We start from the raw sequence: 15,934 nt of genomic DNA on the forward strand, positions 1-15,934 counted from the left end.
AGCCGATCCTGTCACCCTCGACGGCGCCGCGTCCGTTCGGCCCATGAGCGAGTGGGCCGTTTGGTTGACCTCCGCGGGGGCTGGCGCATGACCGCCATCACATTCCCGCCAACCGTCGTCACGACGAGCGGGCCCAAGAGTCTGCCAGTCATAGGGATAACCACGTGCCGTGGCCAGATGGGCGCCGCACGATTCTTGACTCGAAGGCGGCATCAGCAGAATGAACGATCCGGGCGGCACGACTCCGGGCGCTCCAGCGCGCAGACCACGCGCAGGCGCTCATCGCCGCGGCCTGACCCGTGCGTGGACGCCAGGCGCACGCAGGCGTGCCGCGTCGCTGGTGGTCGTCGCCCTGGTCGCGACCCTGGGCCTCGTCGTGCAGTCGGTGATCTCGGCCACCCAGTCCCCGGCCTTCGCGGCGGCGGGTGTGCCGGCGGCGCCGGTGCTGCTGTTCAACGAGACCTTCGAGAACGGCACCGGCGCGGACCCCGTGGATGTCGATGCGTACACCGGCACCGGCGGGATGACCTACACCGGCGACCCCTACTTCGTCGACCAGGCGAACTGCAACGGGGTGCTCGTCCAGTACGCCAACACGAACTTCCCCCTGACCGGTGTCTGCACCCAGCCCAACATTGCCGACTCCCGCAGCAACATCCGGCGGTTCGCGGACGTCCTCGGCCAGTTCAATGCAGGCGTGGTCGGCGGCACCGACGCCAGCCCTGCCAACGGCTCCACTGCCGCCACCCAGGCCAACCACGCCGTGGCCGAGTGGACCACCAGGAACGCTGCGGCTGCTGGCGCAGACATCGAGCTCCAGAGCACCGTGCTCAACCTTCCTGCGACGTCGTCGCGGTACGTGACCATGTCCCTCGATGTCGTCGAGGCCTCGTGCACCTACCTGGCAGGTGCGAACAACTCGAGGCTCGACTTCTACCTCGTCAACGGTGCTACCGAGACCAAGATCAACGTCAACCCCATCCGGGCCTGTACTGACAGCTCCACCCGTTCGTACACGTCGCCGTTCCCGCCGGGCGTCACGTCGTGGGGGAATGGCGGCAACGCGGTGCGGGCCGGTCGGTACTTCTCGGACAAGGCAGTTCTCCTCTCCCCAGCCGCCCTCGCGGCCCTCCAGATCCGGGTGCGAAACCAGACGCTCACCGGCGACGGCAACGACCACGCGTTCGACAACCTGCGCCTCCTCGACGCCACCCCGGCCCTGGACAAGTCGTTCTCGCCGACCTCGGCTCCGGTGGGTACACCCAGCACCCTCACCCTCACCGTCACGAACACCAGCGAGCTGGGTGGAAAGGACGACTTCGCATTCACGGACACGCTGCCCTCGGGGCTGACGGTTGCCAACCCGGCCGGAGCCACCACCACGTGTGGCAACGGCACGGTCACAGCCGTGGCAGGCGCCCAGTTGGTCGCGCTCAGCGGTGGCGACCTGGCCAGCGGGGAGACCAGCTGCACCGTCGTCGTCCAGGTCACGTCGAATGCTGCCGCGACCTACACGAACGGCCCCAGCAACGTCTCCACGTCCGGGCTCAACCCGCCCAGCGCCGCAAGCGTCACCTTCTTCAACACCGACTTCGGCGACGCGCCGGCCAGCTACGGCACGGCCACCGCGTCGCACAGCCTGTCCTCGACCCTTGCCGCGCCCACGACACCCACCCTGGGACTGGGCTCCTCGCGGGACATGGAGGCGGCGGCCGCCGTGAGTGCTGGCGGCACGGGTGACGACACCACCGGTAGCGACGACGAGGATGCGGTCAGCGGAACGCCGACACTCATCACGAACGGCCCCATGAGTCTTGCTGTGCCCTTGCGCAACACGACTGGGGCAGCGGCCACGCTCGCCGGGTGGGTGGACTTCAACGCCGACGGCGCGTTCCAGGCCACCGAGCTGGTCACCACCTCGGTTCCCGCCGGCGCCACCACGGCCACCCTGGTCTGGCCGACCAAACCCACGGCCTCGGCCGGCGCGTCCTTCCTGCGACTGCGACTCTTCCCAGGATCGGTCGTCACGCCCAGCCCCACCACCCCGGCGGTCGGCGGGGAGATCGAGGACCATCCCGTCGCCCTGAGCCGCTCCGGCATCGTGGTCGACAAGACCGCCAACGTCACCGCGGGCGTCTCGCCCGTTGCGGTGACCTACTCCTACGCGGTGACCGGGCAGCTCGAACCACTCAGGAACGTCACGCTGACCGACGACAAGTGCTCGGTGCCGGCCACCAGGACCGGCGACGTCAACGGCAACAACGTCCTCGAGCTGGGGGAGACGTGGGTCTTCACGTGCGCCGCGACCCTGACCTCCACCACGACCAACACGGCCACGGCGACCGGTATCGGGACCCTCTCCGGCGCCACCGTCACCAACACCGACACGTGGACGGTCACCGTGACCGCCCCGAGCCTCAACCTCTCCAAGACCGGCGGCAGTGTGTCGGGCCCGAACGCCGCAGGGGACTTCACCGCGACCTACACCGTGCGGGTCGCGAACACCGGCACGGCCGCCGGCACCTACGGTCCCATCGCCGAGACCCCGGCCTTCGCCCCCAACCTCGCCGTCACGGGCGCGTCCTGGACCGGTCAGGCCACGGGCAGCGCCACTGGCACCGGGCCGTTCGCCATCGGCGCCGCTGGGACGACCATTGCAGTCGGTGCCACTCACACCTACAACCTCACGGTCACCTTCCACTACTCCAACGCCACCCAGGCGAGTGCGTGCGCGGGGACCGGCACCGGGCTGTACAACTCGGTGGCCCTCGCCGCGGGCCAGGAGCAGGGCGCGACCACCGACAACGCGGCCTGCATCGCGCCACCGGTCCCGCCCACTCCGGCGATCGCCCTCACGAAGTCGATCTCGTCGACGGTCCCGAGCCCCCTCACCGGCGCAGGACAGACGGTGAACTACCGCTTCGCCGTGACCAACCCGGGCGTGGTCCAGCTGACGTCGCCGAAGGTCAACGACAGCCGCTGCACCCCGACCTACTCCTCGGGTGACACCAACGCCGACGGCATCCTGCAGAACGGCGAGACCTGGATCTTCACCTGCGCCTACGCGACGACACAGGCCGATGTCGACGCCGGTGCGGTCAACAACACCGCCACCGCCCAGGGCACCCCGCCGTACCTCAGCACCCCGGTGACGTCGCCTCCCTCGTCCACCTCGGTGACGATCGCCGAGGTCCCGGTGATCGACCTGACCAAGACGGCGACCGCGGTCACCGACGTCGACGGCAACGGTCCCGACGCCGGAGACCGGATCACGTTCGGCTTCACCGTGCGCAACGCCGGCAACGCCACCCTCACCTCGATCACGGTCACCGACCCGATGCTCGGCACCGTGACCTGCCCGCAAACCACCCTCGCGCCGGGCGCGTCGATGACCTGCACCTCAGTCGTCTACACGCTGACCCAGGCCGATGTCGACACCGGTGCGGTCAACAACACCGCGACCGCGCTCGGCACCACCGTCCGCGGCACCCAGGTCAACGACCCGTCCTCGACCTCGACCACGGTGGCCAAGTCCCCGGCCCTGACGCTGACGAAGGCGGTCGCCGGCGTCACGGACGTGAACGGCAACGGCGTCACCGACCCGGGCGACCGGATCCGCTACACCTTCACGGTCACCAACACCGGCAACACCAGCCTGTCGTCCGTCACGATCACTGACGACAAGCTCGGCGTGACCAACCTGGCGTGCGCCGCGGGTCCGATGGCGCCCGGCGCGACGGCCACCTGCACCCCCACGCAGACCTACACGGTCACCGCGGCCGATGCGACCGCCGGCACCGTCGTCAACAAGGCGACTGCCGGCGCGACCTCTGTCGGTGGAGCCGCGGTCACGTCCAACCAGGCCACCGCCACCCAGCCGGTGGCGACGCCGGCCAGCCTCAACGTGAGCAAGACGGCCGCCACGCCCAGCACCGTCGACCCCACGACCGGTCGTTTCACGGTCACCTACACGGTGCGCGTCACCAACAGCGGCCAGACGCCGACCACCTACGGCGTCCTCACGGACACCCCCGCATTCGCTGCGAACCTCGTCGTCGACGGCACCACGTGGAGCGGGCCCGTGAGCGGTTCGTCGAGCAGTGGCGGGCCCTATGCCCTGGCCCCCGCCGGCACCGCGATCGCCGGGACCACGACGCAGACGTATGCCGTGACCGTCACCGCCCACTACACGTCCTCGGCCGCAGCCGCCGCGTGTGGCGGCACCGGCACCGGGCTCTTCAACTCGGTGGCCCTGGCCTCGGGCCAGGAGCAGGGGACCACGACCGACAACAGCGCCTGTGTGACCCCGCCGGCCGCCCCGATCACCGGCCTCACCCTTACGAAGTCGGTCGCGTCGTACCAGGACGTCAACGGCAACGGCCTCACCGACGCCGGGGACCGACTGACCTACACCTTCGTGGCGCGCAACACCGGTTCGCTCGACCTGACGTCGACCAGCGTCAGTGACCCGAAGCTGGCCGCGGCCGGCATCACGATCGTCTGTGCCGACACCATCCTGTCGCCGGGGGAGTCGACCACCTGTTCCCCGTCCGGTCCCTACACAATCACCGCCGCCGACGTCACGGCCGGCAGCGTGGTCAACACGGCCACGGCGACGGGAACGCCACCGAACGGGCTGCCTTCGCCCACGGCCACGTCCTCGACATCGACGCCGACCCAGCGGGCCAGCCTCACCCTCGACAAGCAGGCCGGCTCGATCGTCGACGCCGACGGCAACGGCCCCGACGCCGGCGACACGGTCACCTACGCCTTCGTGGTCGAGAACACCGGCAACACCGCCCTGAGCAACGTCGTCGTCAACGATGCCCTGCTCGGCCTGACGAACTTCGCCTGCGGCACGGGCGCGCTCGCCCCCGGTGCGACCCGCACGTGCACGTCCCCTCCCCACGTGATCACCCAGGCCGACGTGGACACCGGTCGGGTCGCCAACTCGGCCACGGCGGTGGGGACGCCGCCGAACGGCGCCACCCCGGTCAGCGCCACGGACACCGCCACCGTGACCATCGCGCCACGCAACGAGCTGAAGCTGACCAAGGCGGCGAGCGGCATCAACGACCTGGACGGCAATGGTGCCGATGCCGGAGACACGATCACCTTCACGTTCTCGGTCCTCAACACCGGCAGCACGACCTTGACGAACGTCCGCTTCGACGACGCCCGGCTCGGGCTGACCAACGCCGCCTGCGTGCCCTCGCTGGCCCCCGGCGCCACCGCTGCCTGCTCGACGACGGTCGTCTACACGCTGACCCAGGCGGACGTGAACGCCGGTGGCGTGAACAACTCCGCGACGGCGACAGCCACTCCGCCGTCCGGGACGCCGCCGACCAGCACCTCCACCACGTCGACCTCGATCGCCAACGTCGCGTCGATCACCCTCACGAAGGCGGCCGGCGCAGTCTCGGACGCGGACGGCAACGGCCCGGACGCGGGGGACACGGTCACCTACACGTTCACCGTGGCCAACACCTCGAACGTGCCGCTGACCTCGGTCTCGATCGACGACGGCAAGCTCGGCCTGGTCGACCTCGTCTGCTCCACCGCCACGCTGAACCCGGGACAGAGCGTCACCTGCGCGAGCCCGGCCTACGTCCTCACCCAGGCTGACGTCGATGCCGGACGCGTGGACAACACGGCGACGGTGAGCGGCACCTCACCGAGCAATGTCGTGGTCCAGGCCAGCGCCTCGGCCACCCGGACGTTCACCCCGGTCAACTCGATCGCCCTGGTCAAGACTGCGAGCGCCGTCAACGACGTCGACGGCAACGGCCCCGACGCGGGTGACACCATCGCCTACTCGTTCACGGTCACGAACACGGGGCGGCAGTCGCTCACGCAGGTGCTCGTGTCCGACCCCCTGCTCCGGATCAGCAACCTCCTGTGCACCGCTGGTCCGCTGGCGCCGGGTGCCTCCGCGACGTGCGCCGCTCCGACGCCCTACGTCCTGACCCAGGCCGATGTCGACGCTCGCAAGGTCGACAACACCGCCTCCGTGACGGGCACGCCGCCCGGCGGCGCCCCCGTGACCAACGCCGACACCGAGACGGCCGGCTTCGCGCCCCTCAGTCGCCTGGCCCTGGTGAAGGCGGCGGGCACGGTCACCGACGCCGACAGCTCCACCACCCAGAACGCCGGCGACACCATCGTCTACACGTTCACGGTCACGAACACCGGAGCGACGTCACTCGACCCCATCGCAGTCACCGACCCGATGCTGGGTGCGGGGACGGTCACCTGCCCCTCGGGCCGCCTGGCCCCGGGTGCGAGCGTCACGTGCACCAGCACGGCATACGCCCTGACGCAGACGGACATCGACGCAGGCCGGGTGGACAACACGGCCACGGCCACGGGTGGCGTCCCGGGTGGCGGCACGGTGTCCGCCACAGACCAGGAGACCAAGCCGGTCGCTCCGACCAACGCCGTGGAGCTGACCAAGACCGCGGGCACCGTGACGGACGTCGACGGAAACCTCCGCCCCAGCCCCGGTGACACGATCACCTACTCGTTCACGGTCAGGAACACCGGTGGCAGCACCTTGACGCACCTCGTCCTGACCGACGGGTTGCTCGGGCTGTCGAACTTCCTGTGCTCCGAGGGACCGCTGGCGCCCGGCGCCAGCCTGACCTGCACCTCGCCGGTGACCTACCCGCTGACCCAGTCGGACATCAACGCGGGCAAGGTCGACAACACGGCAACGGTCACCGGCACGGCCAAGGCGGGTGCCAACCCGTCGGACTCGGACGCCGCCACCGCACCAGTGACCCGGGTCGCGGCCATCGAGCTGACCAAGACCGCCTCCGTCCCCACGACGGCCGGAGGGCAGCTGCCCGGCTCGACGGACGCCGGTGACACGATCACCTACACGTTCACGGTGACCAACACGTCCAACGTGACGCTGACCGACGTCGGCATCGACGACGGCAAGCTCGGCCTGAGTGGCTACACGTGTGACGACGACAGCCTCGACCCCGGCCAGATCGTCACGTGCACGCGGACCTACACGATCACGCAGGCGGACATCGACCTCAGGGCGGTCAACAACACCGCCACCGTCGAGGGCACCGACCCGCAGGACAAGGTCGTCACCGACGAGGCGACGGCCAACCGCGCGCTCGCCCCGGTCAGCTCGCTGGTCCTGGACAAGCAGGCCGGCACGCCGACTGTCGCGAACGGGGCCAATGCCAGTGCCACCGACGCCGGCGACACCGTCACCTACACGTTCGTCGTCACCAACACCGGCGTCACCTCGCTCACCACCGTGCGGATCTCCGACGCGAAGCTCGGCCTGACCGACTCCTTCTGCGCCACCGGACCGGTCGCCCCGGGCGCCTCCGTCCAGTGCACGGCGACGGCCACGCTGACCCAGGCCGACATCGACGCAGGGCGGATCGACAACCAGGCCCAAGCCGGCGCCGCGTCGCCCAACGGCCCCGTGACCGCCACCGACACCGCCACGGTCGCGGTCACCCCGGTCAACGCGATCAGCCTCGTCAAGTCGGGCTCGTCCGTGGTCGACGCGGACGGCAACGGCCCGGACGCCGGTGACAGAATCAGCTACACCTTTGCCGTCACCAACCAGGGCACCACGACGCTGGCTCCGGTCACCATCACCGACAGCAAGCTGGGTCTGACCGACCTCCCGTGCGTGACGACCCTCGCCCCCGGCGACACGGCCACCTGTGCGGCGCCCTCGGACTACCTGTTGACGCAGGCAGACGTGGACCACGGCGCGGTCGACAACACCGCGACGGCGACGGGTGACGCCCCGGCCGGCCCCGACCCGACGGCGGTCGACTCCGAGACCGTCCAGGTCGCCAACCTCGCGTCGCTGACCTTGGCCAAGACCGCTGGTGCAGTGAGCGACGTCGACGCGGGCGGCCAGGACGCCGGTGACACGGTCGTCTACACCTTCGTCGTCACCAACGTCTCGAACCTCACCCTCACGAACGTCGTGGTCACGGACCCGATGCTCGCCGGTGCCGGCGTGGGCCTCTCCTGCCCGGCCACGACCCTCGCGCCGCGCGCCTCGATGACCTGCTCGTCGGCGCCGTACGCGCTGACCCAGGCCGACATCGACCGCGGTCGCGTCGACAACACCGCCACGGTGCGCGGCACCACGCCGCAGAACGGTTCGGTCCAGGCGACCGACCCGGCCGACGTGGTCCTGACCCCGGTCAGCAGGATCAGCCTCGACAAGACGGCAGGCGCGCCCACCGATCCCGATGCCAACGGCCCCGACGTCGGTGACGCGGTGACATACACGTTCACCGTCACGAACACCGGCGCCACCACGGTCTCCAACGTCGCTATCGACGACGGTCTGCTCGGCCTGACCGGCCTGGTCTGTGGCACCGCGCCGCTCGCTCCCGGCGAGTCGACCGAGTGCACCGCGACCTACTCGCTGACCCAGCAGGATGTCGACAGGGGCCGGGTGGACAACACAGCCACCGCCCAGGCGACCAGCCCGAACGGCACCGTGTCTGACAGCGACCCGGCGCAGGTGGTCTTCACCCCGCGCAGCTCGATCATCCTCACCAAGACCGCGGGCAGCATCACCGACGTCGACCAGGACAGGCGCACCAGCCCCGGCGACACCATCGAGTACTTCTTCACGGTCCAGAACACCGGCAGCACCACGCTCACGGATGTCACCATCGACGACCCGAAGCTGGCCCTGTCCGGTCTGGTCTGCACCGCGGGTCCGCTGGCTCCCGGTGCCACGGCGACCTGCGAGGCGACGAAGGTCTACGCGCTGACCCAGGCGGACGTCGACGCCGGGTCGGTCGACAACACGGCGACGGCGACCGCTGACGCCCCGCTGGGTGCCGACCCGACCGACACCGACGACGAGACCCGCCTGGTCGACCGCGTGACCGGCATCGACATCGTCAAGAGCGCGGGCACGCCCACCACGAGCGCCGGCCGACTCCCCACGGTCACCGACGCGGGCGACACGGTCGTCTACACCTTCCGCGTCGAGAACACCTCCAACGTCACCCTGACCGACGTCACGGTCAGCGACGCGATGCTGGCCGCGGCCACGGTCGCGGTCACCTGCCCGACGGCGACGCTGGCTCCCGGTGCGGTCATGACCTGCACCTCGGCGGGCTACCCGCTGACCCAGACCGACATCGACGCCGCGCGAGTGGACAACCTCGCCTCTGCGGCTGCCTCGAGCCCGGCCGGCCCGGTCTCCGCCTCCGACGTCGAGGACCTCGTGCTGACCCCGGCCAGCTCGATCACCCTCGACAAGACGGCTGGCACCCCCACCGATGTCGACGACAATGGCTTCGACGCCGGCGACACCATCGTCTACTCGTTCGCCGTGACCAACACCGGTGCGACGACGCTCGACAGCGTCACCATCGCGGACCCCCGGATCGGGCAGCCGGGTATGCCGTGCGGCTCAGGCCCCTTGGCGCCCGGCGCCGTGCGTGGCTGCTCCGCGCCCGCCTACGTGCTGACCCAGGCGGACGTCGACGCAGGCGGCTTCACCAACAGGGCCACGGCGTCGGCGACGCCGCCGGGTTCGACCCCGCCCGTGACAGCAGTCGACTCGGTGACCGTCACGGTCGGCTCCTCGCCTGCCCTCACCGTCCAGAAGACCGCGGGCACGCCGACGGTCGCCGCGGGCCGGCTCGCCACCGCCACCGACGCCGGTGACACCGTCGTCTACACGATCACCGTGGCGAACACCGGCAACGTCACCCTGGACCCGGTGCTCCTCACCGACCAGCGGCTCGGGCTGTCCGGCGTCCCCTGCGATGGCACCACGGCGCTGGCTCCCGGGTCCGCGGCGACGTGCACGTTCACCTACGAGCTGACCCAGGCCGACATCGACGTCGCGGATGCCGACAACCTCGTCGTCGCCTCGGGCACCCCGCCGACGGGCCCGGCCATCACACCGCAGGACACGGTCCCGGTCCCGCTGACGCCCGCCCCGGCACTGTCGCTGGTCAAGAACGCCTCGGCGATCAACGACCTCGACGGCAACGGCGCCGACGCCGGTGACACCATCGACTACTCGTTCACCGTCACCAACGACGGCTCGACGACGCTGTCGCCGGTGACGATCACCGACCCGCGGCTGGGGCTCACCGATCTCGAGTGCGTCGCGACCTTGGCCCCCGGTGCCACCGCAACGTGTCCGGCCCCCGCGGCCTACGTGCTCACCCAGGCCGACATCGACGCCGGTACCGCGACCAACCTCGCCACCGCGACCGGTGACTCCCCGGTCGGCACCGACCCGAGCGACCAGTCCTCGACGACGACTCAGCTGACCAACGTCGGCTCGGTCGTGCTGACCAAGACGGCCGGCACCCCGACGGTCTCCGCCGGCACCCTGCCCACCGTCACCGATGCGGGCGACACCGTCAGGTACGCCTTCACGGTGACGAACACGTCCAACGTCACGCTGACCTCGGTCGAGGTCACCGACGCCCTGGTCGGGACGTGACCTGCCCGGCTTCGACCCTGGCGTCGCACGCCTCCATGGACTGCACCGCCGCTCCCTACCGGCTGACCCAGGCCGACATCGATGCCGGTCGGGTGGACAACCACRCGACGGTGGCTGCCCTGGCGCCCGGCGACAAGCCGGTGAACGACGCGGACGACGCGGCCGTCACGATCACCCCGCAGGGCGGCCTGCGCCTGGACAAGTCCGGTGCTGCACCGACCACCTCGGCCGGCCGTCTTGCCACGACCACCGATGCGGGTGACTCGGTGACGTACACCTTCACCGTGACGAACACCGGCTCGCAGACGCTGAGCCCGGTGACGATCGCCGATGCCCGCATCGGCGTCACCGCTCTGACCTGTGTCACCGCTCTGGCACCCGGTGCGACGGCCGAGTGCACGGCGACGTACGTCCTGACCCAGGGCGACGTCGACGCCGGTCGCGTCGACAACACCGCGACAGCCAGTGGTATGCCGCCGGGTGCGAGCGTCTCGCCCGTCACCGACACCGACGACGACTCCGTGGTCATCGCCCCGAGCCCGTCGATCAGGATCGACAAGACCGCAGGCACGCCGACCGTGGCTGCCGGCCGCCTCGGCACCGTCACCGACGCGGGAGACACAGTTGACTACACCCTCGTGGTCACCAACACCGGCAGCGTGTCACTGAGCTCGGTCACGGTGACCGACGAGAAGCTCGGGCTGTCCACTGCGGTCTGCGCCGGCGTGACCTCGCTGGCGCCGGGTGCCTCGGCCAGCTGCAGCTTCACGTACACCCTGGGCCAGCCGGACATCGACGCCGCCGGTGTCGACAACACGGCCTCGGCCAGTGGCAACCCGCCCACCGGCGCGCCCGTCACCCACAGCGACTCGGTGCACGTGGCAATCGTGGCGCGCAACGCCCTGTCGCTGGTGAAGTCCGCGTCCCAGGTGGTCGACGTCGACGGCAACGGCCCCGATGTCGGTGACACGGTGGACTACACGTTCACCGTCACCAACGACGGCTCCGGGGTGCTGGCCCCGGTCACCATCACCGACGCCAAGCTCGGCCTCGTGGACTACGTCTGCACCACGTCGCTCGCGCCCGGCGCCAGCACCACGTGCCCGGCTCCGGCGGCATACCTGCTCACGCAGCAGGACGTCGACAACGGCGAGGTGCTCAACACGGCCACCGCCACCGGCGGTGCCGGGACCGGCACGGACCCGACGGCGACCGACGACGCCACGGTGGACGTCAGGAACCTCGCGTCACTGGTGCTGGACAAGGTGGCGGGAGCCCCGACCGTTGCGGCCGGGCGGCTGGCCACGGTGACCGACGCCGGCGACACGGTGCGGTACACCTTCACCGTCACCAATGTCTCCAACGTGACCCTGACCGACGTTGCGGTGAGCGACCCCCTGCTCGGCGCCGTCACCTGCACTGACACGACGCTGGCACCGCACACCTCGACCACCTGCACGGCGGCGCCCTACGTCCTGACCCAGGTCGACGTCGACGCCGGTCGGGTCGACAACACTGCGACCGCCACGGCCACGGACCCCGACCGCGCCACCGTGAGCGGCGGCGACACTGCCGTCGTGCTGGTACCGGCCGCGAGCTCGCTGTCCCTGGACAAGCAGGCCGGTGCGGTCACCGACACGGATGTCCCGGTCAACGGGGCGGGTGACCTGGGTGACACGATCACCTACACGTTCCTGGTGACCAACACCGGCAACACGACGCTGACGATCGTCTCGATCTCCGACCCGGCGCTGAACCTGGCGGCCTTGCAGTGCGTGGCCACGCTGGCGCCCGGGGAGGCGACCACCTGCACCGCGGTGCACGCCCTCACCCAGGACGAGGTCGACGACGGAGGCATCATCAACACGGCGACCGCCACCGCGGTCCCGCCGAACCCGAGCGACCCGCCGGCCACCGGCACGGACACCGCCGTCACGACGGTCGCGAGCGACCCCTCCGTGACGATCGAGAAGACCGCCGGGAGGCCGACGGTCGCCAAGGGTCGCCTCGACACCGTGACCGATGCGGGAGACACGGTCGTCTACACGCTGCTCGTCACCAACACGGGCAACGTCACCCTCGACCCGGTGCGCGTCACCGACGCCAAGCTCGGCCTCGACTCGGTGGTCTGCGACGGCGGCAGCAGCCTGGCTCCCGGAGCCAGCGCCACCTGCGCCTTCAGCTACCCGCTGCTCCAGTCGGACATCGACGCGGGCAGGGTGGACAACCTCGCATCGGTGTCGGGCACCCCGCCGACCGGCGCACCCGTCAGCTACACGGACCTCGCACGGGTCGACCTGACCCCGACCAATGCCCTGTCGCTGACCAAGACGGCTTCGGCAGTCCATGACCTCGACCGCAACGGCCCTGACCTGGGTGACACGGTGGACTACAGCTTCTCCGTCACCAACGGCGGCAGCACCACGCTGGCTCCGGTGACCATCACGGACAGCCGCCTCGGCGGCCCCGCCTTCACCTGTGTGGCTTCGCTGGCTCCCGGCCGCACAGCCACCTGTGACGGGCCCGCGCCCTATGTGCTCACGCAGGCCGACGTGGACTCCGGTGCCGTCGTCAACGTCGCCACCGCGACCGGCGACGCCCCGGTGGGCACGGACCCGACCGATACGTCGACCGCCACCGTGGACGTGGACAACCTCGCGACCATCGCGCTCCTCAAGACGGCGGGTGCGCCGAGCACCGGCGCGGGTGCCCTGACCACCGTGACCGACGCAGGTGACACCGTGACCTACACGTTCCGGGTCACCAACACCTCCAACGTCACCCTCGAGGCGCTCGAGGTCACCGACCCGAAGGTGGGCCGGGTGACCTGCCCGCAGGACTCCCTCGCCCCGCGCGCGTCGATGACCTGCACGGCGGCCCGGTACGTCCTCACGCAGGCTGACGTCGACGCTGGGCGGGTGGACAACACGGCCTCGGTCAGCGCCACGAACCCGGATGGCGACCCGGTTGGCGCGACCGACTCCGAGGTCGTCCCGATCACGCCGCACAACGCGGTCTCGCTGGCGAAGTCGGGCGCAGCCCCGACGGTTTCCGGAGGAGCCCTGCCGACTGTCGTGGATGCTGGTGACACCGTGACCTACACCTTCACCGTCACCAACGACGGCTCGCAGACGTTGAGCCCCTTGAGCCTTGACGACGCCAAGCTGGGGCTGGTCGGCCTGACCTGCGCCCGGTCCCTCGCCCCGGGCGAGAGCGCCGACTGCACGGCGGTCCACCCGCTCACCCAGGCTGACGTCGACGCCGGCCGCGTGGACAATACTGCTGTCGTCACGGGGACACCCCCGGGCGGGGCGGCGCCGGTACGCGGCGACGACTCGGCGACCGTGTCGTTCGCCCCGGCGGCCTCGATCGAGCTGACCAAGCACTCGTCGGCCATCGTCGACGTCGACGGCAACGGTGCCGACTCCGGCGACACCATGACCTTCGACTTCCTCGTCGAGAACACCGGCGCGCAGACCCTTGCACCGGTCACGATCGACGACCCGATGCTCGGGCTGGTCGACGTGCCGTGCGTGGCGTCACTGGCGCCGGGCGACTCGGCGACCTGCGAGGCCCCGGTGCATGTCCTCACCCAGGGCGACATCGACGCCGGGCAGGTGGTCAACACCGCCACCGCTACCGGAGACGCCCGCACCGGCACGGATCCGACGGACGAGTCGACGACCCGGACACCCCTGACCAACCTCGCCACGATGACGATCGACAAGTCGGCAGGCGCCGTGGTCGATGTCGACCACAACGGGCAGGACGCCGGCGACACCGTCACCTACTCCTTCGTCGTGGCGAACACCTCCAACCTCACCCTGACCGGGGTGCAGGTGACCGACCCCAAGCTGGGCACCGTCACCTGCCCGTCGACGACGCCCGCAGCCCACACGTCGATGACGTGCACGGCCGCGGCATACCTCCTCACGCAGGCGGACATCGACCGGGGTCGCGTGGACAACACGGCGACGCTCGTGGCGACCGGCCCGCAGGGCTCGTTGCCCTCGGTCACCGACACGGCCGCGGTCACGCTGACCCCGGTCAGCGCGATCGGGCTGGTGAAGTCCGCCAGCGCCGTCGCCGACCTCGACGACAACGGCACGGACGTCGGCGACTCGGTCACCTACTCGTTCACCGTCACCAACAGGGGGACCACCACCCTGGAACCGGTGACCGTGACCGACGCAAAGCTGGCCCTGGCCGGTATGCCGTGTGGTTCCGGACCCCTGGCTCCGGGCGCCTCGCGCACCTGCGCCGCTCCGGCCTACGCACTGACCCAGGCCGACCTCGACGCCGGTCACGTGGAGAACGCAGCCACCGTCACGGGTCGCGGCCCCGGTGGAAGCAGCGTGACGGCCGATGGCTCGGTCTCGTTCCAGACCGCCGGCCCGAGCGCCATCACGCTGCGGAAGACGGCGACCCTCAACGACCGCGACGGCAACGGCGCGGCCGACGCCGGTGAGACGATCGACTACGGACTCACCGTCACGAACTCCGGGTCCGTCACATTGACGTCGATCCGGATCACCGACGCCATGCTGGGCATCGACGATGCGCTCTGCGCGCGTGGACCGGTCGCGCCGGGTGAGTCGGTGGCTTGCACCGAGCTGGTGACGAGCCACCGGGTGACGGCCAGCGAAGTGGCCGCCGGTCAGGTGCGCAACGTCGCCACCGCCACCGGTGAGGGGCCGGGTGGGCAGGTCGTCCGGGATGCCGATGCGGTCACGACGCCGGCCGATCCGCCCGCCGGTCCACCTGGGCTGGAGTTTCGAGACGACCCGAGCCCGCTTCCGGACGGTCTGGCCTTCACGGGAAGCAACGCTTTCACCATGCTGGGAGCTGCGCTCGCCTTGCTCGTGCTCGGATTCCTGCTCCTGCTCGGGCGCCGCCGTGCTGACGGCCACCCGGCCGCCGCTGCCGGCAGACACCGCGGGTAACAGGCCTCGCGAGCAACAGACACGGCAAGCAACCAGGCACAGCAAGCAACTGACAGACAGCCCAAGGAGATTTGACGTATGCGTTCGCCTTCCATCGTGATGAAGTGTGCGGTCCTCGGCACCGTGCTGCTGGCGGCTGCGGGCTGCCAGGGGGAGAAGGGGACCGACACCCCGAACCCCAACCCGCCGGCCACCGTGACCGCTTCGCCACCCAAGACCCAGCCCGCCGGAGCGATCAAGGACCTGCATGACGCCACGTGCACGTACGCAGCAGGCGCCTGGTCCTTCTCGGGCGAGCTCACCAACGCTGGAAAGGCGAAGGTGATCTACACCGTGATGGTGGCCGTCGCCAAGACCGACGGCGGCACCGTCCTCGGTTCCAAGCAGATCACCCGGACGCTGGCTCCCGGAGAGTCCGCCACCGTCAAGGCGGACAAGTTCTACAAGGGAAGCAACAAGGGTGTGTCCTGCGTGCCCAGCGCCACCAAGGCACCCGCCTGAGTCGCACGACTGCTTG

3 protein-coding genes are annotated in these 15,934 nt (G+C 70.4%); all 3 read left to right on the forward strand.

Annotation, left to right across the window (positions count from 1 at the left end; translation table 11 throughout):
• The first annotated feature begins 340 nt into the window (after nucleotides 1-340).
• The 3 genes from AC1DXJ_RS13060 (at nucleotide 341) to AC1DXJ_RS13070 (ending at nucleotide 15,918) form a co-directional block, all read left to right on the forward strand.
• Nucleotides 341-10,474, forward strand: a complete 10,134-nt coding sequence (locus tag AC1DXJ_RS13060; RefSeq protein WP_477637148.1) for a beta strand repeat-containing protein — start codon at nucleotides 341-343, stop codon at nucleotides 10,472-10,474.
• Entirely contained in the window at nucleotides 10,471-15,417 is a 4,947-nt protein-coding gene (locus AC1DXJ_RS13065; protein WP_477637149.1) for a beta strand repeat-containing protein, read from the forward strand. Before AC1DXJ_RS13060 ends, AC1DXJ_RS13065 begins: the two co-directional genes overlap by 4 nt.
• A gap of 78 nt (nucleotides 15,418-15,495) precedes the next feature.
• Nucleotides 15,496-15,918, forward strand: a complete 423-nt coding sequence (locus tag AC1DXJ_RS13070) for a hypothetical protein (protein ID WP_477624400.1) — start codon at nucleotides 15,496-15,498, stop codon at nucleotides 15,916-15,918.
• Nucleotides 15,919-15,934: the final 16 nt, after the last annotated feature.

It is taken from the genome of Pedococcus sp. P2_D9 (assembly GCF_056404275.1).

Excerpts from the sequence above, each read along its gene's own strand:
- AC1DXJ_RS13070 (WP_477624400.1), top strand. The coding sequence starts at position 15,496 with ATGCGTTCGCCTTCCATCGTGATGAAGTGTGCGGTCCTCGGCACCGTG.